15 protein-coding genes are annotated in these 18,586 nt (G+C 71.4%); 9 read left to right on the top strand and 6 right to left on the bottom strand.

Annotated elements, in window-relative coordinates; genetic code table 11:
• Window positions 1-286 precede the first annotated feature (286 nt).
• The 3 genes from ASG23_RS16315 to ASG23_RS16305 are packed head-to-tail and all read right to left on the bottom strand — an operon-like array spanning window position 287 to window position 3,857.
• On the bottom strand, window positions 287-1,717 hold the full coding sequence (locus ASG23_RS16315) for a glycoside hydrolase family 130 protein (RefSeq protein ID WP_056027243.1): 1,431 nt from the start codon (window positions 1,715-1,717) through the stop codon (window positions 287-289).
• On the bottom strand, window positions 1,714-2,727 hold the full coding sequence (locus ASG23_RS16310) for a hypothetical protein (RefSeq protein WP_056027240.1): 1,014 nt from the start codon (window positions 2,725-2,727) through the stop codon (window positions 1,714-1,716). Before ASG23_RS16310 ends, ASG23_RS16315 begins: the two co-directional genes overlap by 4 nt.
• A complete protein-coding gene (locus ASG23_RS16305) occupies window positions 2,727-3,857 on the bottom strand; it encodes a glycosyltransferase (RefSeq protein ID WP_056027238.1) in 1,131 nt (376 codons plus the stop codon). The genes ASG23_RS16310 and ASG23_RS16305 overlap by 1 nt, the downstream gene beginning before the upstream one ends.
• 198 nt (window positions 3,858-4,055) lie before the next feature.
• On the opposite strand from ASG23_RS16305, the gene ASG23_RS16300 reads away from it, so the two are divergent.
• The 3 genes from ASG23_RS16300 to ASG23_RS16290 all read left to right on the top strand — a co-directional run bounded on the left by ASG23_RS16300 (window position 4,056) and on the right by ASG23_RS16290 (window position 8,032).
• Entirely contained in the window at window positions 4,056-5,087 is a 1,032-nt protein-coding gene (locus ASG23_RS16300) for a glycosyltransferase family 4 protein (RefSeq protein WP_056027235.1), read from the top strand.
• A gap of 19 nt (window positions 5,088-5,106) precedes the next feature.
• Complete coding sequence (locus ASG23_RS16295) at window positions 5,107-6,090, top strand: magnesium transporter CorA family protein (protein WP_056027232.1); 984 nt, start codon at window positions 5,107-5,109, stop codon at window positions 6,088-6,090.
• A gap of 103 nt (window positions 6,091-6,193) precedes the next feature.
• Window positions 6,194-8,032: a bifunctional metallophosphatase/5'-nucleotidase gene (locus ASG23_RS16290; RefSeq protein WP_056027229.1), complete on the top strand. Its 1,839-nt coding sequence runs from the start codon at window positions 6,194-6,196 to the stop codon at window positions 8,030-8,032.
• Window positions 8,033-8,052: 20 nt separating this feature from the next.
• Here ASG23_RS16290 and ppdK read toward each other — a convergent pair whose 3' ends face one another.
• A complete protein-coding gene (ppdK, locus tag ASG23_RS16285; RefSeq protein ID WP_056027226.1) occupies window positions 8,053-10,749 on the bottom strand; it encodes a pyruvate, phosphate dikinase in 2,697 nt (898 codons plus the stop codon).
• A 128-nt stretch (window positions 10,750-10,877) separates the two neighbouring features.
• Here ppdK and ASG23_RS16280 point away from each other — a divergent pair, with 128 nt between their 5' ends.
• A complete protein-coding gene (locus ASG23_RS16280) occupies window positions 10,878-12,374 on the top strand; it encodes a helix-turn-helix domain-containing protein (RefSeq protein ID WP_082516285.1) in 1,497 nt (498 codons plus the stop codon).
• Between the two features lie 17 nt (window positions 12,375-12,391).
• Entirely contained in the window at window positions 12,392-13,039 is a 648-nt protein-coding gene (locus ASG23_RS16275) for a response regulator (protein WP_157465714.1), read from the top strand.
• Window positions 13,040-13,047: 8 nt separating this feature from the next.
• Here the strand turns inward: ASG23_RS16275 and ASG23_RS16270 are convergent, their stop codons facing one another.
• Window positions 13,048-13,581, bottom strand: coding sequence for a hypothetical protein (locus ASG23_RS16270; protein WP_082516344.1), 534 nt, complete (start codon window positions 13,579-13,581; stop codon window positions 13,048-13,050).
• Window positions 13,582-13,695: 114 nt separating this feature from the next.
• Between ASG23_RS16270 and ASG23_RS16265 the strand changes: the two genes are divergently transcribed.
• The 3 genes from ASG23_RS16265 (at window position 13,696) to ASG23_RS16255 (ending at window position 16,967) form a co-directional block, all read left to right on the top strand.
• Window positions 13,696-15,231, top strand: a complete 1,536-nt coding sequence (locus ASG23_RS16265) for a GAF domain-containing sensor histidine kinase (protein ID WP_056027215.1) — start codon at window positions 13,696-13,698, stop codon at window positions 15,229-15,231.
• Between the two features lie 192 nt (window positions 15,232-15,423).
• Window positions 15,424-16,008 carry a hypothetical protein gene (locus ASG23_RS16260; protein ID WP_056027211.1) on the top strand — a complete coding sequence of 195 codons (585 nt, stop codon included), beginning with the start codon at window positions 15,424-15,426 and terminating at the stop codon, window positions 16,006-16,008.
• A 131-nt stretch (window positions 16,009-16,139) separates the two neighbouring features.
• Window positions 16,140-16,967 carry an alpha/beta fold hydrolase gene (locus ASG23_RS16255; protein WP_235521170.1) on the top strand — a complete coding sequence of 276 codons (828 nt, stop codon included), beginning with the start codon at window positions 16,140-16,142 and terminating at the stop codon, window positions 16,965-16,967.
• 4 nt (window positions 16,968-16,971) lie between these two features.
• Here ASG23_RS16255 and ASG23_RS16250 read toward each other — a convergent pair whose 3' ends face one another.
• On the bottom strand, window positions 16,972-17,676 hold the full coding sequence (locus ASG23_RS16250; protein WP_056027208.1) for an esterase/lipase family protein: 705 nt from the start codon (window positions 17,674-17,676) through the stop codon (window positions 16,972-16,974).
• Between the two features lie 84 nt (window positions 17,677-17,760).
• On the opposite strand from ASG23_RS16250, the gene ASG23_RS16245 reads away from it, so the two are divergent.
• Window positions 17,761-18,585: a bestrophin-like domain gene (locus ASG23_RS16245; RefSeq protein WP_056027205.1), complete on the top strand. Its 825-nt coding sequence runs from the start codon at window positions 17,761-17,763 to the stop codon at window positions 18,583-18,585.
• Window position 18,586 lies beyond the last annotated feature (1 nt).

The raw sequence follows: 18,586 nt of genomic DNA, 5'->3' as shown, positions 1-18,586 counted from the left end.
CGGTCGTCCAGTCGGACGGCCGGGTGGTTCAGAGGCCCACCTGACCGATGTGACAGCGACATTGGCGCCATATGCACGAAGGCGACGACCGCGAGGTCCGGAGATCCGGAACTCGACTGGCGCCGCCGCCTTGTGGATGCGAAAGACGCTACGGAGGACATGGGAACCTGTCCACCCCAGCGGCGGTGCGCCTGGTCACAGGGGTGAGAGCAGGTCCACCATGTGGGAAAGTGACGGCGCTCACGCCGTCCACGGGGCGGGGCCGGACCCGGGCGTCGGGGCCCGTTCAGGCGCTGGGGACGATCCGCTCGAGCAGCGTCGGCACGTCGACCAGAGCCACGCGGACCGCCGCGTCGCTGCACCCGTACGGCAGGACGAGGGTCTCTCCGTGCAGCAGGGCTCCGCACGTGTAGACGACGTTCGGGACGTACCCGTCGCGTTCGTCGGGTGCGGGCGTCAGGAGGGGCGCGGCGAGGCTTCCGATGACCGTGCGCGGGTCCTCGAGGTCCAGGAGCATCGCCCCGATGCCGTACTGACGCATCGGGCCGACGCCGTGCGTGAGGACGAGCCACCCGTCGGGCGTCTCGATCGGTGACCCGCAGTTGCCCACCTGGATGATCTCCCAGGCCAGCGTGGGTGCGCTGAGCGTGCCCAGGTCGTCCCAGTGCATCAGGTCCGCGGACACGGCGAGGGAGTTGCTCTCGCGGTCCCAGCGCGACAGAGCGAAGTATTGCCCACCGACCTGCCGCGGGAAGATCGCCATGCCCTTGTTCTTCGCGCCCGGGCCGGTCAGCCGGCGCAGCCGGAAGGTCACGAAGTCGTCGGTCTCCAGCAGGTGCGGCGCGACGGACTCGCCGTCGAACGCCGTGTACGTCCCGAGGTAACGGCTGCGTCCGTCGGCGTGCTCGACCTCGACCAGCCGGAGGTCCTCGATGCCGCCCCGCTCGGCGGCGCTGCCCGGCAGCAGCACGCGTGAGTCGATCGCGCCGTCCGCCGGGAACGTCACGTCGTACGAGCACGCGGACAGCCAGGCGAGCCGCGGGTCGGCCCGAACCGCTTCCGGCGGGAAGGTGTCCGGCAAGGCTCTGAGCAGGGCGTCGGCGTCCGCCGGGTCCCCGGCGAGCTCGTCGTTCTGCCGGCGCAGGTGCGAGCGGGAGTGCTCGATGTCGTGGCGGACCGGACGGGTCGTCGTCGGACCTGGCGTGTCGAACGTGACGGTGCTCGACGCGTCGACCACACCCGTGCGCAGCTCGACGCAGGACACGTGCCCTTCGCCGACTCCGCGGACGCTCATCACGAACCGCGTGGAACCCTCGGGGAGCCCGCTCTGGTCGGGGTGGGCGACCATCGACGGGTTGAACAGCGCGGCGGACTCGATCGCGTACTCCTGGCTCATGCACGCACCGATGAGCCGACGCCGCTCCGACGACAGGGTGCCGGCGTGCTCCACGTGCCGGGCGACCAGGGCGAACCGCTCGTCGAGCAGCCCGGCCAGGTCGTCGTGACGCGCAGTGAACAACGTCAGGACGTCGATGAGCGCCGCATCCACCTCGGCGTCGGGAAGCGCCAGCAGCCGTTCCAGCACGACAGCCCGGCGCGAGAGGCCCGCCCCCCGGATCTCCTCACCGGGCAGGAACGGCAGGCTGACCACCCGGGACGCGTCCGGGCGCAGCACATGGTCCGTACGCCGCAGGAGCGGCGCGCCGGCCGCGGTCATGCGACCGCCTGGACCAGCGCCAGTCGTCCGAGCTGGAGCGTCGACAGCGCGGCGAGGGTCGACTCGGCGCCCTGGTTCTGGTTGACCCCGTGCGTGTGCAGACCGTCGAAGCCTCCGCCCGAGACGGCGTCGTAGAGGACCATCCCGTTGTCGTTGTCGCCCAGGAACCACCGCACGCAGCGGTCCAGGTAGCCCAGCCAGACCTCGTCGCGCGTCGCGCAGAAGGCCCGCCAGCTCGCTTCCGCCAGGGCCGAGACCTCGATCGGCTGCTGGTCGAAGCCCGGTCGCTCGTCGCCGTCCTGCCGGCCACCGACCGGTGTCAGGGACAGGTGGCCGTCGTGGGTCTCCTGCGCGAGGAGCCAGTGCAGCAGGCTCAGGCCCGCGTCAAGGGTGTCGTCGTCACCGAGCGCCGAGCCGATGGCCACCAGCGCCTCCGGGAGCACCGCGTTGGCGTACGTGAGCCGGGCGTCCGGCCACGGCCAGGTGGGGTCCGTCGGGCACGCCAGGAGCGTACGGGCGTCGACGAGCAGCGCCCGGGCCACCCGGCTGCCGGGCTGCGCGTCGAGGACCTCCGAGGCGCCGAGCGCGGCGTACGCCATGGCGTGCCACCAGGGCGAGCGTCTCTCGAGGCTGACCACGGCCGCGTCCAGTGCGGCCCGCCGCACCCGAGGGTCGGGCGTCACCGCGGCCGTCGTCCCGAGAGCCCACAGGGCACGCCCCCAGTGGTCCTCGACCGTCGCGGTGTCCGTCCACCGGCCGGCGGCGTCCCGCCGGTTGTGGAACCGCCCGAGCCCGTCCTGCGCGAAGAGGGTGAACCGCAGGTAGGTCGCCCTGAGCCCCTCGACCTGCGCCGACGGCCCCAGCTGGCGCGACGTCACGACGAGACCCCGGGCCACGTCGTCGAGGCAGTAGCCGTGCTCGGGCCGGGGCTCTGTGAGCAGCGCGTGCTCGAACAGCCCGACCGGGGTGGACAGGTGCTCCAGGTGGTCGAAGACCGGCGCCGGGTACATCAGGCCACCGACAGCGTGCGGGCGCGCAGCAGCTCCGCGGCGAGGTCGACGTACCTCTCGGCGACCGCGGACCACAGCAGGCCGGGCGCCAGCTGACGGGACGCTGCCGCCATCGACGCCGCGAGCCCAGGCTCCGTGATCACGCGGCGCAGGGCGGAGCGGATCGCCGCCGGGTCGCGTCGCGGCACCAGGATGCCTGCGCCACCCGAGAGCAGCTCGACGGCGTGGGGAAAGGCCGTGGACACCACCGGCCTGCCCGCGACGACCGCCTCCGTCAGCACGCCCGAGGTCACCTGGTCCGGTGAGTCGTAGGGCAGGAGCACCACGTCGGCCGCCGCGACGATCCGTTGCAGCGTCAGGACGTCGAGGTACCGGTCGTCGAGCTGGACCATCCGGCCCAGGCCGAGCCGGTCTACCAGACGCTCCAGCCGGCGGCGGTACACCTCGCCGGAGCGCTCCAGGACCTTCGGGTGCGTCTGACCGACGATCCGGTAGGTGGGACGGGGCCGGAGGTCGGTGAGCCCGGCCATCGCCTCGAGCGCCCACTCGATCCCCTTGCCCTCACCGAGCAGTCCCCAGGTCAGCACCGTGGGGGACGCCCGCGGCGGCGTGCGGACGTCGCCGAGCATCCGGTTGTCCCGGGCGCCGTGCGCGATCACCGTGACGGACGCCGGGTCGACGCCCCAGCCGTCGATCAGCCGCCGGCGACCGGCCTCGGTCATCGTCACTGTCATGGACGACGCGGCGACGACGCGGGCGAGCACCTCGTGCTGGTGAGGGGTCGGGTGGGCAAGCACCGTGTGCAGCACGGTGACCACCGGGACGCGGACGCGGGCCAGGACGTCGACGACGTCGGCGCCGTCGGGCCCGCCGTAGATCCCGTACTCGTGCTGGACGAGCGCCACGTCGCACGCGTTCAGGGCCGCCGCTGCGGCGCGCGCCTCGTCCGGCGCATCTGTGACCAGCTGGTGCGAGACGAGCGGCAGCGTCGGCTGCATGCTGTCGACGAGGCGGACGACCGACACGTCGGCACCGGCCTCGATCAGGTGGGTGGCGAGCGCCGAGGAGAACGTCGCCAGGCCGCACTGCGTGGGGGGAAACGTGCTGAGGATGCCGAACCTGATGGCCATGGAGGCCCTTCACGGTGGTGGTGCTTCGCAGCGGAGTGCGCTACCGACCTCGGGCGGGGCCTGATCGACATCCCCGGGCGTCCTGGTCCGCTGGTCGTGCTCACAGCCGGACCGGGCACCGCATGACTAGGCTACCAGTCGCGGTCGGGACTCTTCCGGGCCCGCGACCGCCCCCAGCCGTGGAGGCACGCCGTCAGGATCGCCGTTCTCGCCTCGATCGCCCACCGCACGCCGCCCCGCTCGTACGGGCCGTGGGAGCAGGTCGCCTCCACCCTGGCGGAAGGCCTGGTGGCGCGCGGTCACGACGTCACCCTCTTCGCCACCGCCGACTCCCTGACCGCCGCACGCCTGCACGCCGAGGCGCCCGCCGGCTACGAGGAGGACCCGTCCATCGACGTCAAGGTGTGCGAGTCGCTGCACATCGCGGCGGTCTTCGAGCGGGCAGCGCGGTTCGACGTCATCTCCAACCAGTTCGACTTCCTGCCGCTGACCTACAGCCGCCTGACCGCGACGCCGGTGGTGACGACGATCCACGGCTTCTCGTCAGAACGCATCGTGCCGGTCTACCGCGCCTACGACGACATCGCGCACTACGTGTCGATCAGCGATGCGAACCGGCACCCGGCCCTGCGCTACGCCGCCACGATCCACCACGGTCTCGACCTCACGCAGTTCACCCCCGGTCCGGGCGACGGCGGCTACCTGCTCTTCCTCGGCCGCATCCATCCGGACAAGGGCGCCCATCTCGCGATCGAGGTCGCTCGTCGCACGGGGATGCCGCTGGTCATCGCGGGCGTCGTGCACGACGAGGCCTACTTCCGCACGCTCGTCGAGCCGCACGTCGACGGCGACCTCGTGCGCTTCGTCGGGTCGGTCGGCCCTGCCGAGCGGGACCGGCTGCTGGGGGGCGCCGCCGCGCTGCTGCACCTCATCGACTTCGAGGAGCCGTTCGGGCTCTCCGTGGTCGAGGCGCTCGCTGCGGGGACGCCCGTGATCGCCACACCACGCGGGTCGCTCCCCGAGCTGCTGCGGGACGGAGCGACCGGCTTCCTCGTGGCCGACGCTGACGAGGCGGTCACCGCCGTCGGCAGGCTGCCCACGATCCGCCGGCAGGACTGCCGTCGCGAGGCCGAGACCCGGTTCAGCGCGGACCGGATGGTCGACGACTACGAACGGCTTTTCCACGACGTCGTCGCCAGCGGGCGCGAGCGCCGACCTCCCGCAGGATGATGGCGGCAGGAGGCGGGCCGTGGACGTGTACCTCATCACCGACGACGGCGTCCGCGACTGCGCGGTCGACGAGCTGCCCGAGCTGCTCACCGGACGGCACGGGATCGTGTGGGTGGACATCCCGCAGTGGTCCGCCGAGGCGGCCGACGTGCTCACGACCACGTTCGGGCTGCACCCGCTCGCCGTGCACGACTGCGAGGTCCGCAACCGGCTGCCCAAGCTGCACGCGTACCCGGGCTCGCTCTTCCTCGTCCTGCACGCCCCCGAGCGCGGTGCCGGCGGCCACGTCCACCACGTCGAGCTCGACCGGCTGATCGGGCCCCGGTACCTCGTCACCGTGCACGGCCCCGTCAACCCGGCAGTCCCGATCGAGGTCGCCCTGCGCGACACCCACGAGGTCCTCGAGCGCATCCGCGCCGGACGTCTGCGGCCGCGGACCTCGTTCGACATCTCTCACGCGATCGTCTCGACGCTGACGCGGCGGATGGAGAAGTTCGTCGAGGACCTCACGAGCGACGTGTGGGAGCTGGAGGGACGCGTCACCGACGGCGCCTACGGCAACCCTGAGCACTTCCTCGACGAGATGTTCCGCACGCGGCACGGGCTCCTGGCCGTCAGGACGATCGCGGCGCAGACCGCGGAGATCTACCGGCGCCTGGCCGGACTGCCGCGCGCCGTTCCCGAGGAGAGCCGACACCTCGTGACCGACCTGATCGACCAGTTCGACCGGATCGCGGGCCTGGCGGGCGAGGAGAAGGACTACCTGCAGGGCGTCATCGAGTTCTACCGGACCCGGACCGAGACGAAGATGACCATCGCCGCCGAACGGCTCGCGGTGATCGCGGTCGTGACCCTGCCGATCACCGCGCTCGCCTCGGTGCTCGGGATGAACCTCATCGTCAACGACCGGACGACGGTGGTCCCGCTCACGGTCGCGCTCGCGGTCATGCTCGCGATGTCCGGGAGCCTGCTGTGGTGGGCGAAACGGCAGGGCTGGTGGTGAGCCGGTCGGTCACCCGCCCGACATGTCGTGCACACCTGGACGGAGTACCGTGCCCGGCGCACCGCAATCCGGTGCAGAACCGACAGCATGGGAGACATAGGACATGAGCGTCAGCAACCTGCGACGTGGCGGGGTCAGGGCGGGAGTGGCGACCACAGCCGCACTCCTCGTCGTGGCGCTCGCCTCGCCGGCAACGGCCGGCGACGGCCACGGACAGGGCAAGAGCACGGACTATCAGCTCACCGTCATGGGCACCACGGACCTGCACGGCAGCGCACTGAACTGGGACTACTTCAAGAACGCCGAGTACGACGACAGCGCTCACAACGACGTGGGCCTGGCCAAGGTGTCGACGCTCGTCGACCAGGTCCGCGCGGACCGCGGTGACCAGAACACGCTGCTCATCGACGCCGGCGACACCATCCAGGGCACCTCGCTGGCGTACTACTACGCCAAGATCCAGCCGATCTCGAAGAGCGTCGAGCACCCGATGGCCGCGGCGATGAACGCGATCGGCTACGACGCCGCCGCGCTGGGCAACCACGAGTTCAACTACGGGATCCCCTACCTGCGCACCTTCGAGAAGCAGCTCGACTTCCCGCTGCTCGCCGCCAACGCCACGAACGACGAGAACGGGCAGGCCGCGTTCACGCCGTACGTCATCAAGTCCGTGCGGACACCGAACGGCAAGCCGGTGAAGGTCGGCATCCTCGGCCTGACCAACCCGGGCATCGCGATCTGGGACAAGGCGAACGTCGAGGGGCAGATGAGCTTCGGCGGGCTGGTCGAGCAGGCGGCGGCGTACGTGCCCGAGATGAAGCGCAAGGGTGCCGACGTCGTCGTCGTCGCCGCGCACTCGGGCGCCGACACCTCGTCGTCCTACGGCGACGCGCTGCCGTACCCGGAGAACGCCGCGACCCTCGTCGCCCAGCAGGTGCCGGGCATCGACGCGATCCTCGTGGGCCACGCCCACCAGGAGATCGCCGAGCGCGTGGTCACCAACACCGCCACGGGCAAGCCCGTCGTCCTGTCCGAGCCGTTGAAGTGGGGCGAGCGCCTGTCGGTGTTCGACATCGACCTGTCGTACAGCCGTGGGAGCTGGACCGTGGAGTCGGTGGACGCCTCGGTGCTCAACTCGAACACCGTCCCGGAAGACCCGGCGATCGTCAGCATGCTCGCCGACGAGCAGAAGACCGTCGTCGACTACGTCAACAGCGTGATCGGCACCTCGACCGAGGCCATGTCCGCCGCGACCGCCCGGTACGAGGACACCGCGGTGCTCGACTTCATCAACTACGTGCAGGCAGGCGCCGTCAAGGCCGAGCTCACGGGCGCCGACGCCGAGCTCCCCGTGCTGTCCATCGCGGCGCCGTTCAACAAGGACGCTGCGATCCCGCAGGGTGACGTGTCCGTCCGGGACATCGCCGGCCTGTACATCTACGACAACACCCTCCTGGGCATCAAGCTCACGGGTGCACAGGTCAAGGCGTACCTGGAGAAGTCGGCGGAGTACTTCAAGGCCGCTCCGACGCCAGGCACGTACGCGGCCGCCGACCTCACCAACGCGGTGACGCCGACGGCTCCGAACGGCACGCCCGACTACAACTACGACGTCATGGGTGGGCTCGACCAGCCGCTCACCTACGACATCGACCTCGCGCAGCCGGTGGGCAGCCGCATCGTGGGGCTGGCCTACGGTGGCGTCCCCGTCACCGATACCCAGGAGTTCGTCGTCGCGATCAACAACTACCGGCAGTCCGGCGGGGGCAACTTCCCGGGTGTCACGACGGCCCCCGTCGTCTACAACCGGCAGGTCGAGATCCGGCAGCTGCTCATCGACTGGGTGATCGCCAACGAGGTGATCGACCCGGTGCTCTTCTCGTCGACCAACCCCGACTGGCAGCTGACGTCCGGCGGCACGCCGCTGACCGTCACGCCGTAGGCCCGAGGCGGGCGGCCGTGTCAGCGGTTCAGCCGCCGTGGAGACACGGCCGCCCGACCGGCCTCCAACCGGGCGATCGGGACCCGGAACGGCGAGCACGACACGTAGTCGAGACCCACGTCATGGAAGAAGTGGATCGACTCCGGGTCTCCCCCGTGCTCCCCACAGACGCCGAGGTGCAGACCGGGCTTCGTCGCCCGGCCGCCCTCGGCGCCCGCTCGGACCAGCGCGCCGACGCCGTCGGCGTCGAGCGTCTCGAACGGGGAGATGGTGAGCACACCGTTCTGCAGGTAGTCCGCGAAGAACGCCCGCTCGACGTCGTCACGGGAGAAGCCCCACGTGGTCTGGGTGAGGTCGTTGGTGCCGAACGAGAAGAAGTCGGCTTCCTCGGCGATCCGGTGCGCGGTCAGCGCAGCGCGAGGCAGCTCGATCATGCAGCCGATGGGCACGTCGAGCGGCACACCGGAGGACGCGCTGACCTCCTCCAGCACGCGCTCCGCCTCCTCGCGGACCAGCTGCAGCTCCCGCACGGACCCCACCAGCGGCACCATGATCTCCGGCTGCGGGTCCAGCCCCGCCTGGCGCAGCTGCACTGTCGCCTCGGCGATCGCCCGCACCTGGAGCGCGAACAGGCCCGGCAACGTCAGCCCCAGGCGGACCCCGCGCAGGCCGAGCATCGGGTTCTGCTCGTGCATCCGCTCCACGGCCGCCAGGAGGGCGACGTCCTTCGGGTCCGGTTCGGGAGCGGTGGCGACCTTGACCGCCAGCTCGGTGAGGTCCGGCAGGAACTCGTGCAACGGCGGGTCGATGAGTCGGATGGTCGTGGGCAGGCCGTCCATCGCCTCGAGCAGACCGGTGAAGTCGTCCCGCTGCAGTGGGAGCAGCGCGTCGAGCGCGGCCCGACGGTCGTCGTCGGTGTCGGCCAGCACGAGGCGCTCGATGTACTGGCGGCGCTCCCCGAGGAACTGGTGCTCCGTGCGGCACAGCCCGACCCCCTCGGCCCCGCGGGCGCGGGCGCGACGGGCGTCGTCGGCGGAGTCGGCGTTGGCGCGCACGTGCATGCGGCGCACGTGGTCGGCGTGCCGGAGCACGCGGTCGACGGCCATGACCAGCGCGCGGGCCTCCGGATCGCGGGCCGCGGCGAGCCCGGCGTCCAGCCCGTCGGAGACATAGACCATCACCGGGGAGTCGACCACGGGCACCTCGCCGCGGAAGACCTCGCCCGTGGCGCCGTCGATCGCGATGATCTCCCCCGCGCGCAGCACCTCACCGCGCACCCGTACCTCGCCGTGGGCCGGGTCCACGTCGAGCTCCTCGGCCCCGACGACCGCGCACGTCCCCATCCCGCGCGCGACGACCGCAGCGTGCGACGTCTTGCCCCCGCGGGCGGTCAGCACACCGTCGGCGACGATCATCCCCTGCAGGTCGTCCGGGTTCGTCTCGCGGCGGACCAGGATCACGTGCGCGCCCGCCGCGGTCCGTTCGAGCGCCTGCGCGTTGTCCAGCACGATCTCCCCCACGGCCGCACCCGGCGACGCCGGCATGGCCCTGGTGAGCAGCTGCCTGGCCGCGGCCGAGTCGAACTGCGGGAAGAGGAGCTGGCTGAGCTTGTCGCCCGTGCACCGGGTGATCGCCTCGTCCATCGTGATGAGGCTCTCGTCGACCAGCTCGGTCGCGATCCGGAACGCCGCTGCCGCGGTCCGCTTGCCCACCCGCGTCTGCAGGAGCCACAGCTTGCCGCGCTCGATGGTGAACTCGATGTCGCACAGGTCGCGGAAGTGCGTCTCGAGGCGTCGCATCGCGTGCCGCAGCGCGTCGTACGAGACCGGGTCGAGCACCTCGAGCTCCGCCAGCGGCAGGGTGTTGCGGATCCCCGCGACGACGTCCTCGCCCTGCGCGTTCGGGAGGTAGTCCCCGTACACACCGGTCTCCCCCGTGGACGGGTCCCGCGTGAAGCAGACCCCTGTGCCCGACGTCTCACCGAGGTTGCCGAACACCATGCTCACCACGTTGACCGCGGTGCCCAGGTCGTGCGGGATGCGCTCGCGGCGCCGGTACAGCCGCGCGCGGTCCGTGTTCCACGAGCCGAGGACGGCCTCGATCGCCATGTCGAGCTGCTCGCGGGGGTGCTGCGGGAACTCGCGGCCCGTCTGCGCCAGGACGATCTCCTTGAACGTGTGCACGAGCACGCGCAGGTCCTGCGCGGACAGCTCGACGTCGGTCGCCGCGCCCACCGCGGCCTTGCGCTCGTCCAGCGCCGTCGCGAACTGGTCACCGTCGATCCCGAGCACGGTCTTGCCGAACATCTGGATGAGCCGGCGGTAGGAGTCCCAGGCGAACCGCTCGTCGCCCGAGAACTCGGTCAGCCCCTTGACGGACGCGTCGTTGAGCCCGATGTTCAGGACGGTCTCCATCATCCCGGGCATGGAGAACTTCGCGCCGGAGCGGACGGAGACCAGGAGCGGCTCGTGGAAGTCCCCCAGCCGCCGACCGATGGTGTCCTCGATCTCCCGGACGGCGAGCGTCACCTCGACGCGCAGCTCCGGGGGGACGTGCCCGTCGCGCATGTACGCCCGGCACGCCTCGGTGGTGATGGTGAACCCCGGCGGGACCGGAAGGTCCAGGTTCGTCATCTCCGCCAGGTTGGCGCCCTTGCCGCCCAGCAGGTCCTTCTGGTCCTTGTCACCGTCACGGAACCGGGAGACGTAGCTCGTCATGAAGGGCTCCTGTTCGCAGGGCTGGACGGGAGGAATACCCGTCTCCTTCAAGCGTCCACGCTACTCGCGGACCTCCTCAAGGGCGCCGCTCGCGCAAGAAGTTCTCTTCTTGGCCTACCGTCAACGTCATGGCCATCGACTCGCCCCGGCCGGTCATCGACCTGCCGTCCGACCCGCGCGAGCCGACCGCAGCGGGGAGCCAGATGCTCCTGCTCGGTCGGCGCATCCGGCACGCCCGCACCGAGAGGGGCCTCACTCTCGACGAGCTCGGGCAGCTGGTCGGCTCGACGGCCAGCCAGCTGTCGCTGGTGGAGAACGGCCGGCGGGAACCACGGCTGAGCCTCTTGCAGTCCCTGGCCGCCGCGCTGGGCACGACGACGACGGACCTCCTCGACGCCGCCCCGCCGTCGAGGCGCGCCGCCCTCGAGATCGATCTGGACCGGGCGCAGGGCACGGCGACGTACGCCGCGCTGGGTCTGCCAACCGTGCGGCCGGCGAAGAACCTGTCGACGGAGGCCCTCGAGGCACTCGTCGGCCTGCACCGCGAGCTGGCCCGCAGGGACGACGCCGCCATCGCGACGCCCGAGGAGGCCCGCCGTGCCACGACCGAGCTGCGCCTGTGGATGCGCGAGCGCAACAACCACCTCCCCGAGATCGAGACCGCCGCCGAGGACCTGGTCCGGCGGGCGGGCTACTCCACGGGCGCCCTGACCCACAGCGCCGTGGCGTCGATGGCCGCCGACCTCGGCTTCACGCTGATCCACGTCGACGACCTGCCCCACTCGACGCGCACGGTGACCGACCTGGCCAACGGCCGAATCTACCTGCCTCCGGCGTCGATCCCGGGCGGCCACGGCCTGCGCTCCCTGGCGCTCCAGGCGATCGCCCACCGGGTCCTGGCCCACTCGACGCCTCGCAGCTACGCGGACTTCCTGCGCCAGCGCGTCGAGATCACCTACTTCGCCGCCGCCTGCCTCATGCCCCGGACCGCGGCCGTCGCCCACCTCAGCGCCGCCAAGCGCCGCAAGGAGCTGGCCGTCGAGGACTTCCGCGACTCGTTCGGTGTGACGCACGAGGCCGCTGCGCAACGACTCACCAACCTGCTGACCGAGCACCTCGACATCCGCCTGCACTTCCTGCGTGTGGGCGACGACGGCACCCTGTTCAAGGGCTACAGCAACGACGCCGTCCGGTTCCCCACCGACAGCACCGGCGCCATCGAGGGGCAGGTGGTGTGCCGCGAGTGGGCCGCCCGCTCGGCGTTCACGCGTCGCGACCGCGCCGGGGAGTACTACCAGTACACCGACACGCCCGAGGGCACGTTCTGGTGCACGACGCAGACGGGCTCCACGTCGGCGGGCGGGTTCTCCATCACCGTGGGCGTCCCCTTCGGCGCCGCGAAGTGGTTCCGCGGTCGGGACACGTCGCGGCGTCGCGAGTCCCGGTGCCCGGACCCGACCTGCTGCCGGCAGCCCGACCCGGGACTGGCCGCGCGGTGGGCGCCGCACGCGTGGCCGAGCGCCACGGTGCACGCCCACGTGCTCTCGCCGCTGCCCACCGGCGCGTTCCCCGGCGTCGAAGATGCTGAGGTGTACGCGTTTCTCGACCGCCACGCACCGCGATGATGGGGCACAGTGTCGCCATGTCACAGATCCGGGTGTTCCTGCTCGACGACCACGAGGTCGTCCGTCAAGGGCTGCTGCGCCTTCTCGATTCGACCGAGGACATCACCGTCGTCGGCGAGGCGGGGACGGCGCAAGAAGCCCTCGTCCGCATCCCTCGCTCCGAGGCCGACGTCGCCTTGCTGGACGTGCGCCTGCCGGACGGCAACGGCATCGAGGTGTGCCGCGAGCTCGCCTCGACGGCCCCGAGCGTCCGCTGCCTCATGCTCACGTCCTACGAGGACGACGAGGCCCTCCTCGCGGCGATCACCGCGGGCGCGGCCGGCTACGTGCTCAAGGAGATCCGCGGCTCACAGCTGCTCGACTCGATCCGCCTCGTGGCGAGCGGCCGGTCGCTGCTGGACCCCGCGACCACCGAGCGCGTGCTCGTCCGGCTGCGTGAGTCCCACCAGCGCGACCCCCGGCTCGAGCTGCTCACCACCCAGGAGGCAGCCGTGCTCGACCTCATCGGGGAAGGCCTGAGCAACCGGGAGATCGCCGAGCGGATGTTCCTCGCGGAGAAGACCGTGAAGAACTACATCTCGAGCCTGCTCGCCAAGATCGAGGTGCGCGGGCGCACGCAGGCCGCACTGTTCATCACCGAGCAGAACCGCCTGCACCCCGAGTAGACCGGCACTCAGCGCGCGCCCACGGGGTGCTGGCCCGGGAGGAGGCTGACCAGGCTCACGCCCCAGGACTGTGCCCGGTCGAGCTCCCCGTCGCGCAGGGGGCCCCGGATCCCCAGCACCCAGAAGCTCTCCACCTCGGCCGACACCTCGAAGCCGGCGCGTCGCAGCACGCGCCACGCTCCGACCGCGGCGGAACCGGGCACGTGCGGGGTGTGGATACGGGTGTCGAACGTCGCCGCGTACACCGGACGCTGGGGGGGTTCGAGCTCCCGGAGCCACTCCCGCACCCCGAAAGTGGGGCCGGTCAGCTCCGTGCCCGCGGTCCTCAGCGCGTCCTCACGCGTCTTGGGCCGGCTCATGCCGAAGGCCTGCGTCGGCGCACCGACGACCAGCAGCTCCAGCTCCGGCGGCAGCCGTCGCGGGGCGGCCGAGACCTCGAGCAGGGCGACGTCCGGCAGACGCTGGAACATGCCCTCCCAGACTGCGGTCGCCACCTGTCCCGTGTTCCCGAACGACGACTCGTACACCACCAGTGCGCGCATCGTCACCACCTCCTTGTGCCTCGGTCTCGCGTCACCTCCAGGGTTCGCCCGGCGCCTGCCGGCACCCAGGGCCGAAAGACCCTGATGCACCGATAGCCGACCTATGCTCCGACCATGCAGCGCAACGGCATGGACTCCAGCACCGAACGCGACGAGCGCCTCGAGGCGATGATGGACGCGGTCGTCTCGATGACAGCCGACCTCGACATGGCCAGCGTGCTGGAGCGGCTCGTCGCCGCGGGGTGCAGCCTGACGGGCGCCCGGTACGGGGCCCTGGGGGTGCTCGGGGAGCACGGTGGTCTCCAGGAGTTCGTCTACCAGGGCATCGACCACAAGACCGCGCTGCTGATCGGTGATCCGCCCGAGGGTCGCGGGGTGCTCGGTCACCTCTCGACCTCCCCGGACGTGCTGCGGCTGCACGACATCGCCGACCATCCGTCGTCGGTCGGCTTCCCGGCGAACCACCCACCGATGCGGACGTTCCTCGGGGTGCCGGTGCGGGCCCGCGGAGCGGTGTTCGGCAACCTGTACCTCACCGACAAGATCGGCCCGACGGGCGCGCCCGTCGACTTCACCGCACGCGACGAGCAGGTCGCGGTCGCCCTGGCGGCCGCAGCCGGCGTGGCGGTCGGTCACGCGCGCGCCTACCACCAGGCCCGCGAGCACGAGCTGTGGCTGGAGACGGCCGCCGCGACGTCGTCGTGGCTCACCGGCGGCCTGCCCCGGGACGAGGCCCTGGCCGCGGTGCTGGTGAGGGTCCAGGAGAGCGCCCGCGCGACGGGCTCCGCCCTGTTCGGGGAGACGGACGAGCTGCCGACGTCGCTCGCGGAGGAGCTCGCGGGCGTCTGGCCGGTGCTGCGCGAGCTGGAGGACGGGACGTGGGCTCTCGCGCTGCCGCTGCGCAGCGGAGAGCGCTGGGTCAGCGCGCTGGCCGTGTACTGGCCCGCGGGCGAGGCGCCGCAGCTGGACCTGCCCAGCGTCGCCGGGTTCGGCGAACAGCTCGCGCTCGCCCTCGACGTCGCGGACGCCCAGGCGGACCGAGCGCGGCTGGCCGTCCTCGAGGACCGCGAACGGATCGCCCGAGACCTGCACGACATGGTGATCCAGCGACTGTTCGCCATCGGGCTCGACGTGCAGGGCGCCGCCGCGCAGGAGACGGTGCGGCCCGAGGTCGCACGCCGGCTGGAGGCCGCGGTCGACGACCTCGACGAGACGATCAAGGACGTGCGCACCACCATCTTCCGGCTGGGTGCACGGGCCGACGGGTCGGGGACCGGGCTGCGCCACCGGATCGACGCCGAGGTGGTCAGCGCGCGCCAGGGGCTGGGCTTCCTGCCGCGCCTGCGCACGGACGGGGTGACCGCGACGGTGCCGGACGACGTCGTGGAGGACGCGGTCGCGGTGGTCCGGGAAGCCCTGGCGAACGTCGCACGGCACGCGCGCGCGCACGACGTCGTGGTCCGGGTGGAGGTCGGCCGGAACCTGGTGGTCGAGGTTCAGGACGACGGCGTGGGGATCCCTGCCGACGTCCCACGCCACAGCGGGCTGGCCAACCTCGAGAACCGTGCCGCCCGGCGGGGCGGCACCGTCGTCGTCACCGCTCTGCCCGAGGGCGGGACCCACCTGCGGTGGTCGGTGCCGCTGTCCTGACGGGGCCGAAGCTGCCCGAGCGCTCCTCCGCGTCCGGGCGGCTTCAGTCGCGCGCTGACACAGGCCCGTGATCTGCGCGAAGACCGGGACCTTCGGCCCTGGGAGGCCATTGCGGGCCGGAGCAGCCTGGAGCCATCGGCACGGTTCACGCCCCGGTTCTTCACGGAACCCCCACGGAGGAGAAGGATCACCATGGCCACCATCCATCCCGAGGTCAGCACCTCGACGCAACCCGCGACGCTGGTCGAAGACGACCTCGTCACATCCTCGACGGGCCGACGCTGGCTCGCCGTCACGAGGCTCTCGACGGGGTTCATCTTCCTGTGGGCGTTCCTCGACAAGACCTTCGGCCTGCACTACAGCACCGCCGCTGCGGTCGCCGAGGGCGACCCGAGCCTCTCCTGGCTCAACGGGGGCACCCCGAGCCAGGGCTTCATGAAGTTCGCCGCCATCGGCCCGTTCAAGGACATGTTCGCCTCGATGGCCGGCCCGGTCACCGACTGGCTCTTCATGCTCTGCCTGCTGGGTGTCGGCACGGCCGTGATGCTGGGCATCGGCCTGCGGGTGTCGGCGATCGCCGGCTCGCTGCTGATGGTCTCGATGTGGGTCGCCGAGTGGCCCCTGATCCAGGGCTCGACCAACCCGGTGATGGACTACCACCTGATCTACGCACTGGTCCTGGTCGTCTGCGCGACGCTCCTCGCCGGAGACACCTGGGGCCTCGGTCGCCGGTGGGCGCGGCTCCCCCTCGTGCAGCGGTTCGGCTGGCTGCGCTGACCGCGCAGACCGTCGACCAGAGCGGCACCTCGGCCACGAGGTGCCGCTCTGGCGCGTCCCTGCAGGCCATGTCCGCGCGGCGCGCGGCGGCGCGCTCGCAATCGACGAGCCGCTCTGCCACGATCGGTCCCGTGGTGGACACCGATGCTGGATGGACCGAGAGCACCGTCGAGGTGGAGGGCCACAACGTCTTCTACCGGCAGAGCACCGACGTCCCGGGCGCACTGCCGATCGTGCACGTGCACGGCTTCGGGATCTCCGGCGCGTACCTCATGCCGACCGCCCGCAAGCTCGCGTCACGCGCCACCAATGTGGTGCCTGACCTGCCGGGATACGGCAAGAGCGAGAACTGGGGCTACACCCTCGGCATCCCCGCGCTCGCGGTCGCCCTTCTGCACATCCTGGACGAGCTCGGCCTGGAGAAGGTCGTCCTGGTCGGCAACTCCATGGGCTGCCCGATCAGTCTCGAGGTCGCGCACGCCGCACCCGACCGGGTCGACCGGATCGTGCTGGTGTCGCCCGCGGGTGGCATCCACAACCAGGGCCTGGGCAGGGCCGTCCGGCAGCTGGCGCAGGACGGTGCGCGGGAGAACCGGAGGATGGCCAGGGTGGCGGTGCCGGACTACCTGCGGTTCGGCCCTGTCAACACGTTCCACCTGTTCAGCGAGATGACGCGCTTTCCCTCGCTGGAGCGCCTCCTGAAGACGCAGGTGCCGACGCTGGCGGTCATCGGGAGCAAGGACCCGCTGATGCCGCCGCCCGCGCGGGTCAGGGAGGTCAGCCGGCTGGCGAGCGACCACACCACCGTCGCCCTGATCGAGGGCGCCGCGCACGCGATCAACTTCAGCCACCCCGGCGAGCTCTCGCACGTGATCACGTCGTGGCTCGACGGACGCGAGATCGTCGACGACCCCGACTCCCCCGGCTACACCCGGGTGCTGCAGCTCCCGCGGAGCTGACAGCTCACCGACCGACGATCCGCTCCAGCAGGAGCGCGTGCAGGCGCGGGTCCGCCAGCGGACGGAAGTGCCCGGGCGTGTCGAGCACGATCTCCGTGGCGCCGTCGAGCGCGCTCCCGGCCGGGATGTGCGGGTCCCACCAGCTGTACACGGAGGTGATCTTGTGGTTGACCGTGCGCTCGGCGTCGAGCGCGACGATCGTGGCGTCGCTCGGGATGAACGCGCGCACCGCGGGGGTCACGAACCAGCGCGCGTACGACGACCCGGCGAACGGGGTGTTGATGGCGATCATCGAGGCGATCCGGCCGGTGGGGTCCTCCTGCAGCATGGCGAGCTTGCCGATCAGCCCGCCCTTGCTGTGCGCCACCACCGCGACGTCGCGCAGGTCGTGCGCCTCGAGGTAGCGACCGAGCACGCTCGCTCCGCGCAGCACGGGTCGGCGGTTGGTGCCCAGGTCCGGCAGCACGTGGACCCGCACCCCGTTGTCGTGCAGGAGCGTCGCCAGCGGGAGCAGGAAGTGCCACGACTCGTACACCCCCGGGACCAGGACGACCGGTGGCCCGACCGGGTTCTCGGGTCGCCGCAGGGCCTCGGGGTCCACACGCGAGACGATGCCGGCCGCCTGCCACCCGAGCACCGAGGCGTAGTCGCGGGCCCGCCACCAGGTCTGGCGGAACGGACCACCGGACGTCCTCGACGCATCGTGCATGCCGACATGGTGCCGCACGACTGGACTGTTGTGGCCCTATCTTGAGCACGTGCCCCGACTCCACCGCCCTGTGAGCCTCGCCGCATGAACATCGTCGTGGGCGCCCTGATCACGCTCGGGGTCACCGTGTTCACGGTGGGCTCGATGCTGCTGGTGCGGCGGCGCGCGCCGCAGGGCAGCTACTTCAGCGACGGGGACCGCGCCTCCGGCGTGTTCGGGGTCCTGGCGACGGGCTTCTCCGTCCTGCTCGGGTTCATCATCTTCCTGGCGTTCCAGTCGTACGACGAGGCACGCTCCGGTGCGGAGACCGAGGCCGTCACGGTCGCACAGCAGGTGCAGACCGCGCAGTTCCTGCCCGCCGACGTGCGCGAGGAGCTCACGGGCCAGCTCGTCTGCTACGCGCGGGCCGTGGTCGGCGTCGAGTGGCCGAAGATGCAGGACGGCACGCTGGGCGACGCGTTCAACCCCTGGGGTCCGGCGCTGTTCCAGACCATCAAGACCGTCGAGCCGCAGACCGACGTCGAACAGTCCGCGTACGACCGCTGGATGGACCAGACGTCCGACCGCGAGCAGGCACGCATCGACCGCGTGCACGGTGCGGAAGGTCTGATCCCCCTACCCCTGTGGCTCGTCCTGTACGTCATCTCCGCCGTGATCTTCGTGTACGTCCTGTTCTTCGCCGACGCGGCGGAGGGGGCGGTCACGCAAGGTCTGCTCATGGGGAGCGTGACGGTCGTCATCACGCTGCTCCTGCTCCTGCTGGGGTTCTTCGACCACCCGCACGGCGACGAGATCGGCAAGCTCGAGCCTGTCGCGATGGAGCGAACCGTGCGCATCGTGAATGCGGAGCTGGTCGAGCTCGGCGTCGAGGTGACTCCGCCGTGCGACGCCACGGGCCAGGCCGACTGAC

It is taken from the genome of Cellulomonas sp. Leaf395, from assembly GCF_001424125.1.
Lineage (GTDB): Bacteria > Actinomycetota > Actinomycetes > Actinomycetales > Cellulomonadaceae > Cellulomonas.
This window is presented reverse-complemented; position numbering and strand designations above follow the sequence as displayed.